The organism is Parabacteroides leei (assembly GCF_023369805.1).
Classification (GTDB): Bacteria; Bacteroidota; Bacteroidia; order Bacteroidales; family Tannerellaceae; genus Parabacteroides; species Parabacteroides leei.
In genome coordinates, this window is sequence record NZ_JAMBQG010000003.1 from 1 (window position 1) to 20295 (window position 20295).

General features: G+C 42.7%; 20 protein-coding genes. 4 read left to right on the forward strand and 16 right to left on the reverse strand.

Going from position 1 to position 20295, the window contains the following annotated elements:
* The coding region (locus tag M1P97_RS05650; protein WP_249388746.1) for an IS3 family transposase at window positions 1-93 on the forward strand (93 nt) is incomplete at its 5' end.
* 75 nt (window positions 94-168) lie between these two features.
* Here M1P97_RS05650 and M1P97_RS05655 read toward each other — a convergent pair.
* The 7 genes from M1P97_RS05655 to M1P97_RS05685 all read right to left on the reverse strand — a co-directional run bounded on the left by M1P97_RS05655 (window position 169) and on the right by M1P97_RS05685 (window position 7761).
* Window positions 169-621: a hypothetical protein gene (locus tag M1P97_RS05655; protein ID WP_005644070.1), complete on the reverse strand. Its 453-nt coding sequence runs from the start codon at window positions 619-621 to the stop codon at window positions 169-171.
* Window positions 622-675: 54 nt separating this feature from the next.
* Window positions 676-2496, reverse strand: coding sequence for a V-type ATP synthase subunit I (locus M1P97_RS05660; RefSeq protein ID WP_249388610.1), 1821 nt, complete (start codon window positions 2494-2496; stop codon window positions 676-678).
* A complete protein-coding gene (locus M1P97_RS05665) occupies window positions 2493-3116 on the reverse strand; it encodes a V-type ATP synthase subunit D (RefSeq protein WP_075557595.1) in 624 nt (207 codons plus the stop codon). Before M1P97_RS05665 ends, M1P97_RS05660 begins: the two co-directional genes overlap by 4 nt.
* Window positions 3117-3211: 95 nt before the next feature.
* Complete coding sequence (locus M1P97_RS05670; RefSeq protein ID WP_007656318.1) at window positions 3212-4531, reverse strand: V-type ATP synthase subunit B; 1320 nt, start codon at window positions 4529-4531, stop codon at window positions 3212-3214.
* A gap of 8 nt (window positions 4532-4539) precedes the next feature.
* Window positions 4540-6297, reverse strand: a complete 1758-nt coding sequence (locus M1P97_RS05675; protein ID WP_249388611.1) for a V-type ATP synthase subunit A — start codon at window positions 6295-6297, stop codon at window positions 4540-4542.
* A 2-nt stretch (window positions 6298-6299) separates the two neighbouring features.
* Window positions 6300-7169 carry a DUF2764 domain-containing protein gene (locus M1P97_RS05680; protein ID WP_249388612.1) on the reverse strand — a complete coding sequence of 290 codons (870 nt, stop codon included), beginning with the start codon at window positions 7167-7169 and terminating at the stop codon, window positions 6300-6302.
* A 1-nt stretch (window position 7170) separates the two neighbouring features.
* Window positions 7171-7761, reverse strand: a complete 591-nt coding sequence (locus M1P97_RS05685) for a hypothetical protein (RefSeq protein WP_075557599.1) — start codon at window positions 7759-7761, stop codon at window positions 7171-7173.
* A gap of 158 nt (window positions 7762-7919) precedes the next feature.
* Between M1P97_RS05685 and M1P97_RS05690 the strand changes: the two genes are divergently transcribed.
* Window positions 7920-8423, forward strand: coding sequence for a GNAT family N-acetyltransferase (locus M1P97_RS05690; protein WP_195375050.1), 504 nt, complete (start codon window positions 7920-7922; stop codon window positions 8421-8423).
* Window positions 8424-8877: 454 nt separating this feature from the next.
* Entirely contained in the window at window positions 8878-9990 is a 1113-nt protein-coding gene (locus tag M1P97_RS05695) for a family 20 glycosylhydrolase (protein WP_249388613.1), read from the forward strand.
* 42 nt (window positions 9991-10032) lie between these two features.
* Here M1P97_RS05695 and M1P97_RS05700 read toward each other — a convergent pair whose 3' ends face one another.
* From M1P97_RS05700 to M1P97_RS05715, 4 genes are all read right to left on the reverse strand, one after another.
* Window positions 10033-10254, reverse strand: coding sequence for a hypothetical protein (locus M1P97_RS05700; RefSeq protein WP_249388614.1), 222 nt, complete (start codon window positions 10252-10254; stop codon window positions 10033-10035).
* Window positions 10251-10586: a DUF3990 domain-containing protein gene (locus tag M1P97_RS05705; RefSeq protein ID WP_249388615.1), complete on the reverse strand. Its 336-nt coding sequence runs from the start codon at window positions 10584-10586 to the stop codon at window positions 10251-10253. Before M1P97_RS05705 ends, M1P97_RS05700 begins: the two co-directional genes overlap by 4 nt.
* Window positions 10583-10807 carry a DUF3791 domain-containing protein gene (locus tag M1P97_RS05710; protein ID WP_075557604.1) on the reverse strand — a complete coding sequence of 75 codons (225 nt, stop codon included), beginning with the start codon at window positions 10805-10807 and terminating at the stop codon, window positions 10583-10585. The genes M1P97_RS05705 and M1P97_RS05710 overlap by 4 nt, the downstream gene beginning before the upstream one ends.
* 363 nt (window positions 10808-11170) lie before the next feature.
* Complete coding sequence (locus tag M1P97_RS05715) at window positions 11171-12496, reverse strand: PhoH family protein (protein WP_195375053.1); 1326 nt, start codon at window positions 12494-12496, stop codon at window positions 11171-11173.
* Between the two features lie 560 nt (window positions 12497-13056).
* Here M1P97_RS05715 and M1P97_RS05720 point away from each other — a divergent pair.
* The gene (locus M1P97_RS05720; protein WP_249388616.1) at window positions 13057-14697 is read left to right on the forward strand and encodes a beta-N-acetylhexosaminidase; all 1641 of its coding nucleotides are present in this window, start codon (window positions 13057-13059) and stop codon (window positions 14695-14697) included.
* Between the two features lie 42 nt (window positions 14698-14739).
* On the opposite strand, the gene M1P97_RS05725 is transcribed toward M1P97_RS05720, so the two are convergent.
* The 5 genes from M1P97_RS05725 to M1P97_RS05745 form a co-directional block, all read right to left on the reverse strand.
* Entirely contained in the window at window positions 14740-15744 is a 1005-nt protein-coding gene (locus tag M1P97_RS05725; RefSeq protein ID WP_249388617.1) for a M28 family peptidase, read from the reverse strand.
* Between the two features lie 143 nt (window positions 15745-15887).
* A complete protein-coding gene (locus tag M1P97_RS05730; RefSeq protein ID WP_249388618.1) occupies window positions 15888-18257 on the reverse strand; it encodes an outer membrane beta-barrel family protein in 2370 nt (789 codons plus the stop codon).
* A 159-nt stretch (window positions 18258-18416) separates the two neighbouring features.
* Window positions 18417-18977: a flavin reductase family protein gene (locus M1P97_RS05735; RefSeq protein WP_249388619.1), complete on the reverse strand. Its 561-nt coding sequence runs from the start codon at window positions 18975-18977 to the stop codon at window positions 18417-18419.
* Window positions 18978-18983: 6 nt separating this feature from the next.
* Window positions 18984-19520 (reverse strand): flavodoxin, encoded by a 537-nt coding sequence (locus tag M1P97_RS05740; protein ID WP_195375073.1) that lies wholly within the window; start codon window positions 19518-19520, stop codon window positions 18984-18986.
* 207 nt (window positions 19521-19727) lie between these two features.
* Window positions 19728-20171, reverse strand: coding sequence for a VOC family protein (locus tag M1P97_RS05745; protein ID WP_249388620.1), 444 nt, complete (start codon window positions 20169-20171; stop codon window positions 19728-19730).
* Window positions 20172-20295: the final 124 nt, after the last annotated feature.

Here is a 20295-nt window from a genome sequence, read left to right on the forward strand (position 1 = left end):
GAATATATAGACTATTATAACAATAAAAGAATTAAAATCAGATTAAATGGAAAGAGTCCGGTGCAGTACCGAACTCTTTATCAAAATATATAGTAGATAACTTGTCCAACTTTTCGGGGTCACTTCAACCGATAAAACAGGGGATACTACTATGTTAAATACTAAATATTATACCGGAAGAGTTCCGCCGATCAGGATAACAACCAGCAAAGCCAAGATTGCATACAACTCAGGGAATACGGCCATTACCATCGTTGCGCCGAATACGTTATGACCAGCACCAACACCGGCAATACCGTTTGCACAAACTTCTGCCTGACGGATAGAAGAGAATAAACCAGCGAATCCTAATACCAGACCGGCACCGAATATAGCTGTTGCATTCAGCATCGTAATGCTGTCAACCAGGAATTTCTGCATCATGAAATAACCTACGAATCCGTACAAACCTTGTGAAGAAGGCAACGCACTCAATGCGATGTAAGTACCCAGTGCATCCGGGTTCTTCTTCATTGCTCCTACTACTGCGTTACCGCAGATTGTTACACCATAACTACTGCCGATAAAGGTTAAACCTGTCATCAACGCAATACCAAGATAAGCTAATAAAATTGGTTCCATAATGAAATTTGTTTGTTTAATTATTTTTTTGTTATTATTTAAATCACGTTTTGTTTATGCTTTTTTGAAAGGTTGGTAAGCCTTACCGCCACCTTCGAACTCTGCATTCTTGTAATACTCTACGAAGATCAGACGGAGCGGGTGAACCAGTGAACTGATGGTACACAGACCGATGTTGATCGCATGGCCGACCAAAAGGATCAGCAACATACAGATCACACGCAATACGATGTTCATACCTTCCGTCATATCCACAGCCAGCGAATTGAATACGCCACCTAGGATCGCACCGGTCAGACCGATCGCGAACAGACGGATATAAGATAATGTATCACCCAGCAGTCCGGAAGCCATGTTATAGGTATTCCACAGACCTGTACCGAAGTTCAGGAAGATATTCTTACCCGGTGTATTGTAAAGGAAGGCTACGAGCAATCCCAGTCCGGCTATCACCAGGAAGACATTTTTCACCACTTCCGGCAACTGTACGTCCAGCATCGGCAAACCGAAAACAAGACATAATGCCAGGATAATGAATACCCATGCCAACGGTGCAATACCATATTTCTTGCCCTTCTGTGACATGATCTTCAGTGCAGCGATCGTCTTTCCGAACAGGATCTGTACCAATCCGATTACGATCGAGAACGTCATCAGATTGTCGCTCGAAACAAAATACTCTTTCACTGAAGCAAAAGCAGGTATGTCGACCAAAGCGATACCGAAAAACGAACCGGTAAGAGTTCCGACGATCAATGTCGCCAGTCCAAGATACTGGAACAAACTCAAATAAGGTTTGTAGTCCGGATTAACTTTCCGTTTCAGGATCGTACAGGCAATAATCATTAACAGTCCGTATCCACCATCCCCGAAACAAAGTCCGAAGAATAACATGAAGAACGGAGCAAAGAACGGTGTCGGATCGAACTCTCCGTAATTAGGCAGAGAGAACATTTTTGTGATCGGCTCGTATAGTTTGGCAAACTTCCCATTCTTTAACAGAATAGGTACTTTATCTCCCTCTTCTATTTCCAATGGCTGATAAAAGTAACCATCCTTTTCAAGCGTTTCCTCCATAGCCGGAGCCTTCTCCGTAGGTACCCAGCCTTCCAGCAACATCAACTTATCGCCTGCCTGACGATCGGTTTGCACAAGCACATTCGACAGATTGAACTCATTCTGCAAATTCTTGTCAAACAAATCGAGCGTATTATAATCAGACGCTGCCAGCTTTTTCATTTCAGCATCCAATACCTTCATTTCCTGCTTTAACAGGTCGAGACGTGCATTTAGTTTCTGTAAGCCTCTGTCCGGCATCTTCGGACGTTCCGCATCTATGTCGATCGTCGTACCGACTTTCGTGATTGTAAGGAAATAAGTAACCGACTGGAAGTTATTGATCAATATTGCATTGTACTCATCACCCCATTTCGGTTCATATTTAGCCGTCGGGCAAGTCCAGAACGTAATATCATATCCAGCCTTCTTCAGGCGGTTGAAATTAGCCCAACTGAAATCACCCCAGATTTCCATATAGGCAATATCCTTTTCAAGGGATGCCTTGACAGATTGAAGCTGCACTTTCTTATCCTGCAATTCTTCGATCTTCTGGATCAACTTCAGTCCCGCTTTCTTATCCAGTTCACGGGCCGGAGCCAACTGAAGGTCCTTCGTTCCTGAATTCAGGTTCTTGAAAAAGCGCATTAACAAGTTGACACGCTTACGTATAGCCAGAATATCCTGAAGTTCTGCATTATCGAGAATAGACTTGCCCTCTTTCACATGCACGACACCCAGTTCGCGCAATTGTGTCAGGAACGAATCATACTCCCTGTGATATACCATAAAGGCATATTTACTCATTTTTACTATCATACGCCAGCCTCCTCTTTTTGTTCTTTTGCTTTACGCTTTTCCTGGTTAGCCCGCATGATCTTCTGTGACGACTTGGAAAGACTTTCTTCGTCTTCCATAAATCGTTTCACCTTACGGATCGCATCTTTATAGCCGGGGATCTGTACCTTCTCAAAGAGGTTCACCTTCTGAGTGGTCTTCTTCCTGGCATGCTCCAATAACTCCAGCTTCATTCCCGAAAACTCGGCTTCTATCCCGGTACGCGCCAGCTTTTTCAGCAGCTCGACACCATCGGTAAACCAGGCAGGGGAATTAAAGAGACTGTAATGTCCGATCTCAAACTGAATCTCGTCCAATACAGGAACGATTACACCGGCAATCTTCTTCGTAGAGAGTGTCACATCCTTCACCGCAATCAGTTCGGGAGAGAACTCGTTCCACAAAGCCACCATGTTCTCATAGCTCTGAATCTCTTTTTCCAGCTGAAGTTCCAATTTCGTCACTTCATCCTTAGTCCGCTTCACTTCGATACGCAATGCACTTTCCTTGCTTTTAATCGTAGGCAGGGAACGTTCGCGCATCTTCAGCTGCTTTTCCAATTGCTGAAGAGAGGTTTTATTATATTGAAACTTTATTGCCATATTATATCGTTTTTTAATTCCTTTCGGATGGAATTCCGGTTTCTTCCGAGAGAAATTCTTTTTTCATCCGAATGGAACGGTTTTGCGGACCGTTCTTACTTTTTCCAGTATTTGTCTACCAACTCCTGCTTGATATTCACTTCCGCCGGTTTGAAGTATTCGCCGAACAAGCCCCATGCCACGTCGAGCATTTCGGTTGTGTCGAGGTTTACGTCGATAGCCAGCAGCTTTTCCGAATAATCCTTTGCAAAAGAGAGTGTACGGTTGTCGTAGTCCGTCAGGTCGAAACCATTCTCCATCTTTGTCTTTGCATTGGCAGCATCGGCATACAGACGAACGGCAGCATTCATCACCTGCGGGTGATCTTCGCGTGTCTTCTTTCCTGTTACCAGCTGTTTCAAACGTGACAAGCTTCGGAACGGGTCGACGATTACTTTACCGACATCGCTATCACGGCGCAGATACAACTGGCCTTCGGTGATATAACCGGTATTATCAGGCACGGCGTGTGTGATATCGCCACCGGACAAAGTCGTTACCGCAATAATGGTAATGGAACCACCTGCCGGGAACTGTACCGCCTTTTCGTAGATCTTTGCCAAATCGGAATAAAGCGAACCCGGCATAGAGTCTTTCGACGGGATCTGGTCCATACGGTTCGATACGATCGCCAAAGCATCCGCGTAGTTGGTCATGTCGGTCAACAACACCAGCACCTTTTCATTCTTCTGTACGGCGAAGTATTCAGCCGCACAAAGCGCCATATCCGGAATAAGGATACGTTCTACGGACGGGTCTTCGGTTGTATTGATGAAGCTCACGATACGGTCGAGTGCACCGGCGTTACTAAATGTATTTTTAAAGAACAGGTAGTCGTCGTTGGTCATACCCATACCACCCAGGATAATCTTATCCGATTGGGCACGCAGGGCTACCATCGCCATAACCTGGTTGAACGGCTGGTCAGGGTCGGCGAAGAACGGGATCTTCTGTCCGGTAACCAGTGTGTTGTTCAGGTCGATACCGGCAATACCCGTAGCAATCAGTTCAGATGGCTGTTTACGGCGAACCGGGTTTACAGACGGACCACCGATTTCCACTTCCGTTCCTTCCGGGATCGGACCACCATCGATCGGGTCGCCATACGCATTGAAGAAACGTCCGGCCAACTGGTCACCCACTTTCAGCGTAGGCGCTTTGCCCATGAATACCACCTCGGCATTCGTACGGATACCTTCCGTACCGGAGAACACCTGTAGCGTAACCTCGTCGCCGATGATCTTTACCACCTGTGCCAGCTTGCCGTCTACGGAAGCCAGCTCGTCATACCCAACTCCCGTTGCCTTCAGCGAACAGGTAGCTTTCGTGATCTGGGTAATCTTCGTATATATTTTTTGAAATGCTTTTGTTGCCATACATTCTTTTATTTTTCCATACGCTCTGCGAGCAGGGCGTCGAGTTGATCGTTGAACTTCTTAAACTGATCGCTTTCGTATTCGGAATAGTTCATCTGCTTGAAGATGTTGATCATCTTTTTGAAATATTCCATTACTTCGAGGAAGGTGTCGAAACGGAATTCCGCATGACAGATCTTCACCACCTTGTCCAGCATAAATTCCTGACGGGCCAGCGGTGTCACGGCATCGATCGCATCGAATGCATCCTGTTGCAGGATCACGAAGTCGATCAATTCCGATTTCCAGAAAGTAATATGGTATTCTACAGGTACACCGTCGTCACCCAGGATGTTGATCTGTTCGGCGATTTCCTTTCCACGCAACATACGGGTCTTGATCTCGTTCACCTTGTCGATCCATTCCGGAGAGATATGTTTGGCGATATATTCCTGGAATTCGGGATATTCCAGATATTTCGAATAACTGTCGATCGGGTTTACGGCCGGATAACGTTTACGGTCGGCACGTTCCTGCTCCAAAGCGTAGAAACAACGGGCTACCTTCTTCGTATTTTCCGTTACCGGTTCTTTCAGGTTACCACCGGCGGGTGATACCGTACCGATAAAGGTTACCGAACCTGTCGCCCCATTATTCAAATGAACGAAACCTGCACGGGCATAGAAGTTTGCCACGATCGCAGACAAGTCCATCGGGAACGCATCGGGTCCCGGAAGTTCTTCCAGACGGTTAGACATCTCACGCAAAGCCTGTGCCCAACGGGAAGTAGAGTCCGCCATCAACAATACCTTCAGTCCCATGCTACGGTAATATTCAGCCAAAGTCATCGCCGTATATACGGATGCTTCACGGGCTGCCACAGGCATGTTTGAAGTATTGGCGATAATGATGGTACGTTCCATCAATTTACGTCCTGTATGCGGGTCGATCAGTTCAGGGAACTCGGTAAAGATTTCCACTACCTCATTCGCACGTTCACCGCAGGCAGCGATGATCACGATATCGGCTTCCGCCTGTTTGGAGATAGCGTGCTGAAGCACTGTCTTTCCTGTACCGAAGGGGCCGGGGATAAATCCTGTACCACCTTCAACGATCGGGTTTACCGTATCGATTGTACGGACACCCGTTTCCAGCAATTTATATGGACGCGGTTTTTCTTTATAACAAGTGATGGCTCTCTTTACCGGCCAGCGCTGTATCATATTTATATCGATATCCTTACCATCTTCGTCTGTCAATACGGCGATTGTCTGGTTGATGGTATATTGTCCGGCTTCCACCAGGCTCTTTACGGTATAAGTGCCTTTAAACGTGAAAGGGACCATGATCTTGTGAGGCTGGAAGTTTTCATCCACTTCGCCCAACCAGTCACCGGCCGTTACTGCATCGCCCACTTTCGCCAGCGGCTTGTAATCCCACAATTTATCGTTATCGAGTGCAAATGTATATTCACCACGTTTCAGGAACACGCCGTCCATTTTATCCAGGTCATTCTGCAAACCGTCGTAGTTACGCGATAGCATACCCGGCCCCAATGTAACTTCAAGCATGTGCCCTTCAAACTCGGCTTCGTCACCTACACGCATCCCACGTGTACTTTCAAATACCTGTACAAAGGCATCTTTTCCTATTACTTTAATAACCTCCGCCATCAGCTTGACGCCTCCTACGGAAATGTAACAGATTTCATTTTGAGAAACCGGCCCATCCACCTCTACGGTTACCAGGTTGGATACGATTCCCCTTACAATTCCTTTCGTAGCCATAATTATTTATTATTGTTTCTTTTAAATTCTTCCAACGCATTCTCACTTCCCTTCTTCATTGCTCCTACTATTTCACGGAAAGTCTTCTCGCCTGTCACTCTATCCAAAGTAACCCAGCGCTCGATCATTTCCAGTTTCAGCAAGTAGGCGAACACGCTTTCGATATCGAAAGTTTTGAAGAACGTATTATCGTCCAGCCATTTCCATTTCAGCAAATCCACTTTCTTTTCGCGGGCCATCAGGTCGGGCTCTTCAGCAATGCGTTGCAGATCGGGCAGATAGTCTACCGTATCCCCCAGTCCGAAATCACGGGCATTGGAAGTACGGATAGCCTCGGCTACCTCGTTGTTTCCCACTATATATTCTGCTTTATCAAATCCATACTTGCGGCAGGTTATGGCGGTCAGCATGTTATTGATATTGAGGTTCAGTTCAAACCAGTTACGGATGAAACCGTTGCTGCATTTCATCGCATAGTCGTAATAAAGGGCTGCCAGACGGTCTTCCCAGGAGATCGTTTGCTTTTCCTCTTTCTTCTGGCTATCCAGATACTGTTTGAAGAACTCTATGAAATAAGGAGGAATCAGTTTGTTCTTAGGCGGCTTTTCGCCATCCTTCCAAGCATCGAACAGACTTTTGTACTCGTCGTATGTTATACTTCCCTTTTCATCCGGGTCACTGTCCGGACGCTGTGAGAAACTAAGCAGGTTCTTATTATCGAATTTGAGGAAAAACAAGTCTACCAGCTTCTTATCACGGGACGTAAGAATACCGTCCAACTCCTTTCTGAACTCAGAAACGGAATAGGTCAGCTTACTATCATCCAATGATATATTAGGGAGTCCGGCAATCAGACAGTAGTATTTACTCATATCAGAACAACATTTCTACCAGCCCGGGACGCAGGAATTCTTTAAAGAATGCAACAAACTCGTCTTCCCCGAAGCTTACTTTATAGGAACCGTCGGCAGGAACAATGGTGAAATCGGCTTTCTTTCCGCTTACTTTTTCTATTTTCACGCCACCGTCGAGCAACGATTTGGCGTTTGCTTCAAAATATTTGGTTAATGCATCCGCATCGGCTGTCTGGATAGTGATAGCTTCTTTCTTAGCCCACTCTTTAGCCATTTCAAGGATCACCTTCTGCATAAACGCAGTGTCAGAAACGATCGCTTTCACATTCGAGGAAGTAATCTTTCCGGTTATAAGGTTTACCACTTCGCTCTTCAGCGCTTCTACAGCCTGGGTAGCGAATAACTTCAGTTCGGCTTCTGTATTCTTTTTCAGTTCGGCAGCCTGTTTTTGTGCTGCTGCAACAATACGTTTTGCTTCTGCTTCCGCCTCGCTAACAATCGCTTGTTTCTGAGCATTCGCATCGGCAATGATCCGTCCAGCTTCTTCATTCCCCTTCTCTACTCCTTCTTTGTAGATCTTGTCGGTCAGTTCCTGAATCTTTGTATCCATGTCTATATATATTTATTAAATTGTATTTTTCCCTAATATTAAACGCCTACAAAGTTATTCTTTTCTGTGAATAAACATTGAAATAAATGTAAAATCAAGCTAAAAAATAAAACACTATAATTTAATTTTTAATTTTGCTCGTCTAAAATTCACATAATATGTTCTCAATTAGAAAAACGACAACAGATGATATCCTGTTAATCAGAAACTTGGCATCTCAAATATGGGAGCCGACTTATGGTTCTATCCTCTCCCGCGAGCAACTCGACTACATGTTCGAGATGATGTATGCCCCGGAAAGTATTCTCAATCAAATGGATGAACTTCATCACGAGTTCTTCATTATCTACAAAGACGGCGAGCCTTCGGGTTATCTCTCTATCGAAACGGTTGAAAAAGACCTGTACGAGTTCCAGAAAATCTATTCACTCCCCTCTTTGCATGGTTCGGGTATCGGACGTTTTATTATCGAACAGGGCATTGCTTACCTGAAAAGTATCCATCCAGGACCGTTTACTGTCGAGCTGAATGTGAACCGCGAAAACCCTGCTGTCGGTTTCTACAAGCACATGGGGTTCCATGAACATGCAACACGCGATTTCCATATCGGTAATGGGTATTATATGAATGATTACATTATGCGGATGGAGGTGGACAACTAATAATCTGTAAGTCTATAGAGCTTACAAATTATCACTTTTATTCGTTAATTATTTATCATCCGAAGTGTCCCACCCAAAGTCCCGTGAAAGTAACTATGCAAAAAATATTGATTTACAAGATCTATAATAGAGTTACGATCAGTAATGACTACAGCGGTGGTTGCAGCTCTCTTTAATATAGAATTAATATTATATATAATAAATACAAAGGGAGGATGATAAAAAATTCAAGAAAATATCCTCTCTGAAAAAAGCATAGGACTTTACAAAAGTAAAGACAAGACTTAAAAAAATAAAAGACTGGACTTTTAAAATCAAAAGACCGGTCTTTTTTTGAGTTATTATATCTCTATGAATATCAACTTTATACAACACTTCATTTATTAGGGGAAAAAGGCTTGAAATCCAATTTATTTGATTATATTCGTACCAGCAAATTTAATACTTAAATACCATGAAACACTTCATCGCCATTTTATGCCTTCTGGTCTGTATGACAAGCAATAGTATTTTGGCTCAAACGGGCACAGTCCCGCTAGACAGCATTATACCCACCCGAGGTCTGGCAATAGCTGCACCTTCCGTACAGAAGATAGATCTTTTCCTGAAATTTATAGAAGAAGAACTGGCTCCCGGACATTTCAATCTGCTTATTCTGAGGGTAGACTGGAATTACGACTACAAATCGCATCCGGAATTAAGCGATCCCAACCCACTTACGCTTCAGGATGTAAAACGGATTGTCACCACCTGCCGGAAACATAACATACGGATAGCTCCACAAATAAATTTGCTCGGTCATCAGTCATGGGCAGAAACAACTTATGCCCTGCTTCGGGTGTACCCGGAATTCGATGAAACGCCTCATGTAGACACTAATAACTATACCGGATGGCCTAATCCGGATGGCTTATACTGCAAAAGCTATTGTCCGCTCCACCCCGATGTTCATAAAGTTGTATTTGCTCTGGTCGATGAACTGACAGACGCTTTCGAAACAAATCTGTTTCATGCCGGCATGGATGAAGTTTTCTATATCGGCAATGATAAATGTCCCCGTTGCAGCGGTCGGGATAAAGCCGAATTATATGCAGGAGAAGTGACTAAAATACAAAATCATCTGGCACAGCAAGGCAAGCGGTTAATGATTTGGGGCGACCGGCTGATCGATGGAAAAACAACCGGTATCGGTGCCTGGGAAGCCAGTATGAATAACACCTACCGTGCAATAGACCTTATCCCCAAAGAGGTTTTCATATGCGATTGGCATTACGAGCGTCCGGAACAGACTGCCGTATATTTTGCCATGAAGGGATTCGACGTTGCCACCTGCCCCTGGCGTAAACCGGAAGTTGCCCTCAAACAACTGGACGACATGAAACGTTTCCGTCTGCAATCCGGCTCTCAAATGAGTAACCGTTTCCAGGGTATTATCGAAACCGTATGGTCAGGTGCCGATCGTTTTCTGGAAAGTTATTATAAGCCGGAAACATACCAACAGGATATATCGGAGGCTGTTGTGATCAAAAAATTGATCGAGGCTTATAAAGAAATGGATAATAAATAGATTTCCTGATAAAGTGCAATGTTTAAAATAAAACATCCTTCATCATGAAAGTTTTCCCTTTTTTAACTCTTCATCCAAAAAGGCAAAGACATATTTTGGGCTTTGGTAATAGAGATGAGTTCTCTCATCCATCACTCTCTGATAGGTGTCCGAATTAAATACATCGGAAAGAGCCTGTTCCATTGTTAATTCATTATTTTGCTCGATTAACAATAAGGCCAGGTTCTTTACCATATCTGCTTTCATATCCATCTTTTCGCTCATAATCGTTGCAATAATTTTATGGCACGTTCCGTACCGAAGAAATATTGTATGGTTACACCCTTCATGTATTGTAGGTTACGTACCAGCGTAGGTAAATCTATCGAACGATTCTCATACTTCCATAACTGTACTCCTACCCGGTCATTGGCAATTGGACCAATCACCACATCATATTCGTGCACAGGTAAATCTGTAGAATTGTTACGGTTCAGAAGGATAAACTTAGCCCATTCTTCCGAAAGATAAAAGCCACGCCCGAAGTCCTTGTTGGGTTTCGATTTCAACAAGTCTATCTTGTCAAAATCCTTGTTTGTGCCATGATATAGTTTCATATCAATGCTCCTCCGTGCCGATGGCAATATTCTGCTATATCATCTACCATTGAAGCAAATGACTGTGTGTGTACATACCCATAATGACGATCTATAAAGTCAATTCCTTTGAAACGGCTCAAGTAATTAAATGCCTGCTTCATCGTCAGTCCATACTTCCGTCCGAACTCCAAAACGAAGATAACCGTCCATTCCAGTTTGTCTTTTATATCATAGCTCATACTTCAGTATTTTATGTTCCATTATTGCAAAGATAGTAAAACTGCTATAATTCAGCGTATCAAGATACAAAATTATTATGGATGTTCTGACTAGTTATCTGTCCTTAGTTTAAGCCAGAAACAAACCTACAGGATAGCAAGGATAGAATTTCAATCAAGCAGCATACAATCTTCTTACATTGATAATACATCAATCAAAAAACCTCTCATTATCCAGTATAATGAACATTTGTTTCGAATATTTTTTTAGTCGTAGAGTTAAATAGATCCATCAAGACCTACCTGCAAAGCTGAGGGCTTCATAAAAATAGAAGGTATCCCAAAACGGATACCTTCTATTTTTATAATATTACAACCACCGATTTATAACAGATCGGAAGCTAATTCCGACAACTGGCTTCGTTCGCCTTTGATCAGATTGATATGGGCAAACAACTCCTGTCCTTTCATCTTATCCACCATATAGGCCAGACCATTACTCTGGGCATCCAGATACGGCGAGTCGATCTGCTGGATATCACCGGTAAAGACCATTTTCGTTCCTTCTCCGGCACGGGTGATGATCGTCTTGATCTCGTGCGGTGTCAGGTTCTGTGCTTCATCAATGATACAGAATGTTTCTGACAAACTACGGCCACGGATAAAAGCCAAAGCCTCAATAACCAACTGGTTATTCTTCTGCAGATCGTCTATCTTACGAACATCCTGGCTTCCCGGAGCAAACTGGTTCTTAATTACATTCAGGTTATCGAACAAAGGCTGCATATAAGGAGCCACTTTCTGTTTCTCGTCACCCGGCAGGAATCCGATATCCTTATTGGCCAATGCAACGATCGGACGGGCCAGCAATATCTGTTTGTATAACCCGGCCTGTTTAAGGGCAGCAGCCAGGGCCAGCAACGTCTTTCCGGTTCCGGCTTTACCAGTCAGTCCAACCAGCTTAACATCCGGATCATTCAAAATTTCAAAGGCGAAACTCTGCTCCGCATTACGGGGTTGTATCCCATAATTCGAACTCTTTTCCACCTTCTTTATCTTTCCTGTAAACGGATTATAACGAGCTAAAACAGAAGCGCGTATACTCTTTAATATAAAGCATTCGTTCGGCTCCAGTTTCGACTTGAATTCAAACAGATCCGCATCGAGTCCGTCCGGTGTCGAATAGATCTTGTCGATCAGGTCAGGATCAATATTTTCATAGGTATCCTGTGCCCGTTCAAAGATATCGACATTGACCACTTTATCGGTGATATAGTCTTCCACCTGAATACCCAAAGCACGGGCTTTCATACGAAGATTGACATCCTTCGTTACCAGGATAGTCTGTACTTTCGGATTCTTTTCCGCAACGGAAAGTGTACAGGATAAAATCCGGTGATCCGGTGTCTTGTCCGGGAAAGACAATGCAATCTTTTCCTGATATTTATCGCCGGTTACCACATGTAATGTTCCTAAGCCTGCTCCCAACGAAGCACCCTTCAGGAAGAGATCATTGCTGGTTATCAGATCCAGCTCGCGTACAAATTCACGGGCGTTATAATTAATCTGGTCGCTCCCCTTTTTAAACTTATCCAACTCTTCCAACACGACGATAGGAAGATAGATATCATTCTCCTGAAAATTTTCGATACACTTGTAGTCATGCAAGATAACATTCGTATCTAATACAAAATTCTTCTTTGCTCCCATGATCATTTCGATTTAATGATTATCGCTTCTAAGTTAAAAACATTTTTGAGACTTATTTAGTTTAAAAGGTAAAATAAAGTTGAATGACTAATTTATTCCGTATTCGGGCTAATGGCACAAAACCCCACTCATCGAAACATAGGTGTTTTATCATCAAAACATATATGGTTTGCGAACAAAACACCTATGTCGTGAAAACGGAAGAATCAGGATTAGTTCCGTCAGTTTTCAAAAAAAACAGAAAATCCCTATATTATATAATCTTTATATATAAATACTTCTTATTATATTAAAGAGGAATGTGATAACAGCAAATAGAGCCCCTATACAAACATGCTGTTAACAGCCATATATCAACAAATAACGCGAATATAATGCGTATAACACGACAAATACTAAGAAATGTAAACAAAAAAACTCCGAATTTAAGTCCACAAACTGCTTTTATCCGCCATTATCTGTTCCTATCTGTCCTTATCTGTTTCTAAGCGTTTCTTTTATTCAACCAGATATGTATCTTTGCCTCGAAGGAAATCAACAAAATAATAAATCTAACATCTATGATCTTAAGTACTAAAAAACTCAAACTCATTTCTCTGTTTCTATTAACAGCAACTTTGTCATTCGGACAGAGCAACACTTCGGCTTTATTGCCTTTGCCGAACCATATCGAGCAGGTAACAGGCAAAAAGAACTTTACAGTCACTCCGCAAACAGTAGTGAAAACAAATTTGCCCAAGCAGGCATTCTGTTTGTTCGAACTACAACGTATATTGAGAGACAGAGTCAGGCAAAGCACTATTATGGGAGGCTTTCAGGCAAGCGGAAACTCCGTGATCGAACTTTGGACAGACTCTGCTATAAAAGGAGAAGAACATTACATGATCGAGATTTCGGAAAGCAAACTTTCCATCAAAGGAAGTACACAGAAAGCTCTTTTCTACGGATTGAAGACGCTGGACCAGATATTACTGGGCGATGTATGCAATACGGCGAATAAACAGATCGCTCCTATCCGTATCGACGATGAACCCCGCTACGGTTACCGTGCCTTAATGCTCGATCCGGCACGCCATTTCCTGCCTCTTGAAGATGTTAAATTTTACATCGACCAGATGGCAAAATACAAATACAACATCCTGCAATTACACCTGACAGACGATCAGGGCTGGCGTGTCGAAATAAAGGCACACCCGGGACTGACAGAGATCGGTGCTTTCCGTAATCCGAAAACAGGTCCGAACGGACCGGATAACGGTTTTTATACGCAGGAACAATTAAAAGAGCTGGTCCGTTACGCTGCCGACCGGAATATAGAGATCATACCGGAATTGGATATTCCCGGCCATACGGTAGCCGTACTGGCGACTTATCCGGAACTGGGCTGTACACACACGGATACCATTCAGAAAGAAATGGGCAAGACAGTCGATCTGATGCTCTGTGCCAACAATGAGAAAGTATATTCCGTTTACGATGATATTATCAAGGAAATAGCAGCTATATTCCCGTCATCCAAAATTCATTTGGGCGGTGACGAGGCTGTTATTGAAAAGAACTGGACCAAATGCGATCATTGCCAATCGTTAATGAAACAATTGGGATATACAAAAGAATCTCAGCTTATGAACTATTTCTTCGATAAGATACTGGCTTCCGTACGCAAATATGGCAAGGAGCCTATGCTGTGGTGCGAACTGGACAATATTCGCATGCCGGCTAACGAGTATCTGTTCGACTATCCGAAAGATGTTACACTGGTCACCTGGCGTGCCGGACTTACTCCTAAATGTATCGAACTGACAGCCAAACACGGCAACCCGCTGATCATGGCTCCGGGTGAATACACTTACCTGGATTATCCTCAGTTCAAAGGAGATCTTCCGGAATTCAATAACTGGGGAATGCCTGTTACCACACTGGAAACCTGTTATCAGTTCGATCCGGGTTACGGACTTCCGGCAGCACAACAGGCACATATCCTGGGTATCTCCGGCACATTATGGGGAGAAGCGATAAAAGATATCAACCGGGTAACTTATATGACTTATCCGCGTGGGCTGGCTCTGGCAGAAGCCGGATGGACGCAAATGGAGTATCGCAGCTGGGATTCGTTCAAAGAACGGATGTATCCCAATTTGATGAATCTGATGAAACAGGGCGTATCAATCAGGGTTCCTTTTGAAATCGTGCCCAGATAAAATAAAAAGCGTAGACCGGAATTTATCGATCTACGCTTTTTATTACTTTTCTCCTGCTTTATAAACCACCTCAAGAACAGTCTGACCAACCGCCTTCAATGTATTGCGATCTATATTATCCAGATTATCAGCATGTGTATGCCAGTAAGAGCCAAAGCTGTGAGAGCTTTCCGGATCATTATTTATAATATCGATACACGGTATATTACGTCCTTCTATAACAAAGGTATGATCATCCAGTACACCACCACCTTCTTCATTAATAAAGAACTTACCATATCCGAGATCACGTGCCGCCCCCCAAACCTTTTCCACTATCTGAGGAGCCGATTCCATAGATGTCATTTCTTTAAAGAATGACGCATTACGACTACCTACCATATCCAGCAAGATACCATATTCCGCTCGATAATTTATTACGTGAGGATTAGCAGCCCAATATTGCGACCCCAGGCACCAGCTTTCTTTCGGACTATTAGCTGTTATAAAACGGGGTGTACCATAATCTTCCGCATCGAAAAATATGACATCAATACCGACATCCGGATTACTCATACCCAACTGACGACAAATCTCCAACAAGACACCTACTCCACTGGCTCCGTCGTCCGCACCGTCAATAGGTACACGCCATTTAGCAGGATCAGGATCGTGATCTGCATACGGGCGGGTATCCCAATGGGCAAAAAGAAGTATTCGCCGGGAGTTTTCCAGATTATATGAACCAATTATGTTACGCGCATTCAGACGGTCTCTATTATATGCAGTAAGTTTTGCTTCCTGTACATGCACGGCTGCTCCAAAACGTTTCAGGGCATCCACCAGATAATCTCCACAATGCAGATGTGCTTCCGTATTCGGAACACGTGGTCCAAAATCAACCTGAGCTACCACATAAGTATAAGCACTATCTGAATTGAAGTCCGGAACAGATACTGACAACGTAGATTGCCCTTCTCCCTCCAATGTATTTCCGGTATTTCTATTTTTACAGGAAAAACAAGAAAGAAAAATAAATAATAAGAGAGATGCCTTCAAGCCTGTCATTTGCATAAGATTAAAATGGTTCTAATTTATTCACTTACAAAACTATAAAATAAATACTAAAATCAATCACATTTTACACAAAGCTTAAAATACAGAACTATGAATATTCATTAGACACCGGAATATTAATCAAACTATTCCTATTATTTTCCGAACCGGGAAGTATCCACCTTATCATGTTGTTTGCTCTTATACCCCCCGAACTTCCAGATAAAGGAAACCGTCACACAACGTGTATCGTCAATCTTCGTCATACGACTATATTGGTTTGCCTGATTGATCTCTACCTTTTTCGGAAGATTGCTCCGGAAGATATTATCGCACTTCAGGAGAACCGTCGCCTTATCATTGGCAAACTGCCATTTCAAACCGGCTGAAACATTATAAACGGAACCCAGATCGTAGATACCCTGCACTGCTCCTGTTATATAATAACCATTTAAATCCAGTTTCAGGTTCGGACGCGATTTGGAAAGCGTGAACGTATTATTCAGAAAGAATTGTCCCAGATATTTACTGTTATCAAAAGAAATATCATTAAAATGATCCAGTTTCTGACGCATCCTGATTCCCTGTGCCGTAAACTGGCTATTCATGAACTCACCGATACGGAACGGAATAACAGCCCCTATTCCAGCCATCAAATTATAATCCATATTCTCATAACGGAACACATTTTTCAGTTCCGTAGAACTTTGATACGGTAACTGCGCAAAGTAATCCGGTTCGTACTGCGCGAAAACCATAAAGGTATACTTCTGTTTCAGAATATAGAGGAATTGCCCTTCATACGAACGATAAGGCTTCAAAGCCGGATTACCCATCACGACAGAATAAGAGTTTATAGGTGTTATCTGCGGTGTTATTTCCCAATAAGAAGGATAGGTTTTGTCGCTGTTCACGTTTAACTGCAAAATATGTTGCGGTGTAAAAACATAACTCAAAGAAGCATTCGGAAAAAATGTCCAGTCATTCCAAAGAGTCGATTTACTTCCGTTTGAATTATAATCCGACCTGAAATACTCTCCTTTCAATGAAGCGGTTGCCGAAAAATGCTCTCCGAAATCCTTAGACATTTCCGCAAAGAGATTACCCGTGTATTCCTTTTGCGTATTATTTTCCAGTAAATCCGGATCTGGTTCATACCCATAACCTTTATTATATAGATAATCGATATAAGTTTTCGAGGAAGTGTATCCACCGTGGACACCGTAGTTCAGTGTCCATCCGGTGGCAAAAGTGTGTGTATGGTTGGTAAATAGTGCCCATTGTGAAATATTCTGTTTAGAATTATTCTGCATATCCGTCAACGTTTCTTGTCCGCGGTTTTCCCTAAAGTTCTGGAAAGACGGAGAACTATAACGCGTAAAATCCATTCCGGCAGTTATACCCGTATGACCGTCATATTGCATACGGATATTATGTAAAGTTACTTTATCCTCTCCGGTAGTCCGGCTGAAACGTTGGTCACTCGTCTCCGCATCCTGCAGTACAGAAAAAGAAGTTTCTGCTACACGATTCTTTTTTATATTATTGCCGCCCAGAGTATATGCAGCAGATAACATATCTTCGTTCTTCAATTTATAGTCTACGCCTAACCGCATGTCTCCACTGTTTATACGGCCATTGCCACGGCCTGACTGATAAACTTCCGTCACACTATTCTCCAGGGTATGTCTTGCCATAATATTTTCCCCTTCGAAATATCGTCCTTTCTCTCCGTTTACCAGAAAATCGACAGTCAGGTTAGAAGTAGAATACAAGAGGTTTGCATGTGCCTTACCTGTTGCAAAATGTTTCTGTAGATAATCAACGCCTGCTTCGCCTTGTAAAGTCGTTTCTTCTGTCGATCCCTTATCTAATATAACGTTAATAACAGCTCCTTTAATATTGTATTTTGCAGGGGCATTATACATAACCTCTACATTTTTTACCCGCGAAGAAGGAATACTCTTCAACATCGTGATCAACTGGTCTGCCGACATCGTCGTCAACTGTCCGTTCAGGATAATTCTCGGAGCCCCCGCTCCCAGCAATTGAATTTCGTCTGTACCGCCGATAATACCGGGTAATTGTTTTACAGCCTCAAAAGCATTACTCACTGATTTATCTTTCATCAGTTGCGGAACATCATACTTCAATGCGCCGTTCTCCACTTTGACCTTCGGGCGTTCGGCTTTTACCACCACTCCGTCCAGCTCATAATCTTTAGCTGTCAGACGAATCGTTTCGGCATCCGCCTGTGAAATCTCTTGTTGGAAAGGTTCGTATAAGAGATGTTGGAAGAGAAGCCGGTAAGTCTGATCAGCTGCCCGGTTCAGGTTAAACTGTCCGAGACTATCGGTCACCACAGCATCCACATAAACGGAATCCAATGTCTGAAGTACGACAGCTACGCCATCTACCGGAATATCATCCGTATCGGTTACCTTTCCGTGAATCGTATTTTGAGCGATCAACATCCCATTACCGGTAACCAACAAAAACATCATGTAGTAAAGTATTCGTTTCATATCCATCGATTTTATTTGTTTCTCATTGCAAAGGAAAGGAGTTGCAATGAGAAACTGTGTTACCGTTGGCTTATGAAGTGTTATTTAGTCTTACCATCCAATGTAAAGGGACATCCTGTAATCCTGTAATAAGGGACAAGCTTCCATTATTGCCATTCCCTATTTCAATTTCTTACCATCCGAAAAAGCATTACCGACTTTTTTACCGACTTCCAGGTAATCGTTATTGAACGGGTCGAATATAATGGGAGACACTTTGGATACATCCACTTTACCGTTTTCGTCGAGAACACGCTCATCTACGCTTACGTTTATTATTTCACCTCGCAAAATACAGGTTTCAGGGTTATAGTCCTTCAATTTACATTCCAATACTACAGACAATTCATCAATCAACGGTGCATCCACAAACTCCGAATGGGTAGCATGAAAACCCGCACGGGCAAATTTATCCGAAACTTTATTACCGGAAACAATCCCCACGTAATCACAGGCAACCACCTGCCCGACTTCTGCCATACTTACGGTAAAAGCCTTACGCTTCAAAATATTTGCAGTTGTTTTATGTCCCTCACTGATACAAATACTAATTTCATGCATTTCGCTGATACCACCCCAGGCGGCATTCATTGCATTGGGAATACCGTTTTCATCATAAGCTGCGATAATAAACACCGGTTGCGGATAAGTAAAGGGCTTTGCCCCAAAATTCTTTCTCATAATAATTTATTTTTTAGTCCATTTCTTAATATCTTCCTTTGTCGCACCATTCAAAAGTCGGCCCTTCTGCCATTTCAGATCAGGATAGGTTTCCTGCAACTCTTTTTCTGCATTAGAAATACTGCTGCTCCCCGACGTTGCAAACGGAATAATCGTCTTGCCTGCGAAATCATTGCTCTCAATAAAAGTATTGATGATTCTCGGAACAGAATTCCACCAAATAGGGAAACCTATATAAATGGTATCGTAATCTGCTAAATTCTCAGGTTTGGAATTCAATGCAGGGCGTGATTTGGCATCTGACATCTCCACACTGCTACGCGAGGACTTGTCATGCCAATCCAGGTCAGCAGCTACATATTCTTTTTCAGGCTGTATTTCGTAGAGCGTTCCACCTGTAACTTCTACAATCAACTTAGCTGCTTTCTCCGTTGTTCCTGTTGCCGAAAAATAAGCAACCAACGTCTTATCACTTTGCGTCTGTGCATTTATGGGGATACATAACATCATGATCACTACCATAATCATACCTTTCACTTTCATTATTGTCATATGCAATTCTTATTTTTATTGTTATGACACAAAATTACAGAATAGTATCCAATATAAAAGTATATAAATCACTGATTATCTAACCCAAATTACTGGTAAATTTAAATGCATGAACCCCATAGCGGCATCACTATAGGGTTCATTAAATGTCATCTGTCCGGCTCACTTGCATAAGCCGTTTCTTTTTGGCAACATCTTTTATTGAAATTTCTTATCCTCTTCGAGGAGTTCCTGGCTAAATTGCTCCACTGCCAGAGGGGTAAAGAGTTCTATAAGATTTTCTTCGGGATCACGCAGGTACAAGGTACGCATTCCCCAATCGGGCATATCCGTAGGCTCACTGATAAACGTCACACCTTTTGCTTTTAGAGAGGCAAAGGTTTCGTCTACGTTATCTACACTGAAAGAGATCATTGATTTTTCACGCATCGCAACAGGCTGCTGTTTATCGGTATTGCCTACCGATGGTGCCATCCAGTCGGATACAAAAAGGGCGAATCCTTCTATTCCGTCGGCCACTTTAAAATTGGCATATCCGCTATTTTCATCTCCCCAGGCTGGTTCTAATCCAAGCTGTTCGGTGTAGAATCTGAAACATTTAGCGAAGTCTTTTACTAATAATCTTACATTACTGAATTTCATTGTTTTCTGATTAATGGTTTTTAACTTGTTTCTTATAATCAAGATGCAAATATAGTCAATTAGACGAGAAACCACACTCCGTCAAGAGCATAAGAAACTGTTTTGAATTTATTGTTTGATTCAT

Coding starts and splice junctions, on each gene's coding strand:
- M1P97_RS05655 (WP_005644070.1), bottom strand. CDS start 621: ATGGAACCAATTTTATTAGCTTATCTTGGTATTGCGTTGATGACAGGT.
- M1P97_RS05660 (WP_249388610.1), bottom strand. CDS start 2,496: ATGATAGTAAAAATGAGTAAATATGCCTTTATGGTATATCACAGGGAG.
- M1P97_RS05665 (WP_075557595.1), bottom strand. CDS start 3,116: ATGGCAATAAAGTTTCAATATAATAAAACCTCTCTTCAGCAATTGGAA.
- M1P97_RS05670 (WP_007656318.1), bottom strand. CDS start 4,531: ATGGCAACAAAAGCATTTCAAAAAATATATACGAAGATTACCCAGATC.
- M1P97_RS05675 (WP_249388611.1), bottom strand. CDS start 6,297: ATGGCTACGAAAGGAATTGTAAGGGGAATCGTATCCAACCTGGTAACC.
- M1P97_RS05680 (WP_249388612.1), bottom strand. CDS start 7,169: ATGAGTAAATACTACTGTCTGATTGCCGGACTCCCTAATATATCATTG.
- M1P97_RS05685 (WP_075557599.1), bottom strand. CDS start 7,761: ATGGATACAAAGATTCAGGAACTGACCGACAAGATCTACAAAGAAGGA.
- M1P97_RS05690 (WP_195375050.1), top strand. CDS start 7,920: ATGTTCTCAATTAGAAAAACGACAACAGATGATATCCTGTTAATCAGA.
- M1P97_RS05695 (WP_249388613.1), top strand. CDS start 8,878: ATGAAACACTTCATCGCCATTTTATGCCTTCTGGTCTGTATGACAAGC.
- M1P97_RS05700 (WP_249388614.1), bottom strand. CDS start 10,254: ATGAGCGAAAAGATGGATATGAAAGCAGATATGGTAAAGAACCTGGCC.
- M1P97_RS05705 (WP_249388615.1), bottom strand. CDS start 10,586: ATGAAACTATATCATGGCACAAACAAGGATTTTGACAAGATAGACTTG.
- M1P97_RS05710 (WP_075557604.1), bottom strand. CDS start 10,807: ATGAGCTATGATATAAAAGACAAACTGGAATGGACGGTTATCTTCGTT.
- M1P97_RS05715 (WP_195375053.1), bottom strand. CDS start 12,496: ATGGGAGCAAAGAAGAATTTTGTATTAGATACGAATGTTATCTTGCAT.
- M1P97_RS05720 (WP_249388616.1), top strand. CDS start 13,057: ATGATCTTAAGTACTAAAAAACTCAAACTCATTTCTCTGTTTCTATTA.
- M1P97_RS05725 (WP_249388617.1), bottom strand. CDS start 15,744: ATGACAGGCTTGAAGGCATCTCTCTTATTATTTATTTTTCTTTCTTGT.
- M1P97_RS05730 (WP_249388618.1), bottom strand. CDS start 18,257: ATGAAACGAATACTTTACTACATGATGTTTTTGTTGGTTACCGGTAAT.
- M1P97_RS05735 (WP_249388619.1), bottom strand. CDS start 18,977: ATGAGAAAGAATTTTGGGGCAAAGCCCTTTACTTATCCGCAACCGGTG.
- M1P97_RS05740 (WP_195375073.1), bottom strand. CDS start 19,520: ATGAAAGTGAAAGGTATGATTATGGTAGTGATCATGATGTTATGTATC.
- M1P97_RS05745 (WP_249388620.1), bottom strand. CDS start 20,171: ATGAAATTCAGTAATGTAAGATTATTAGTAAAAGACTTCGCTAAATGT.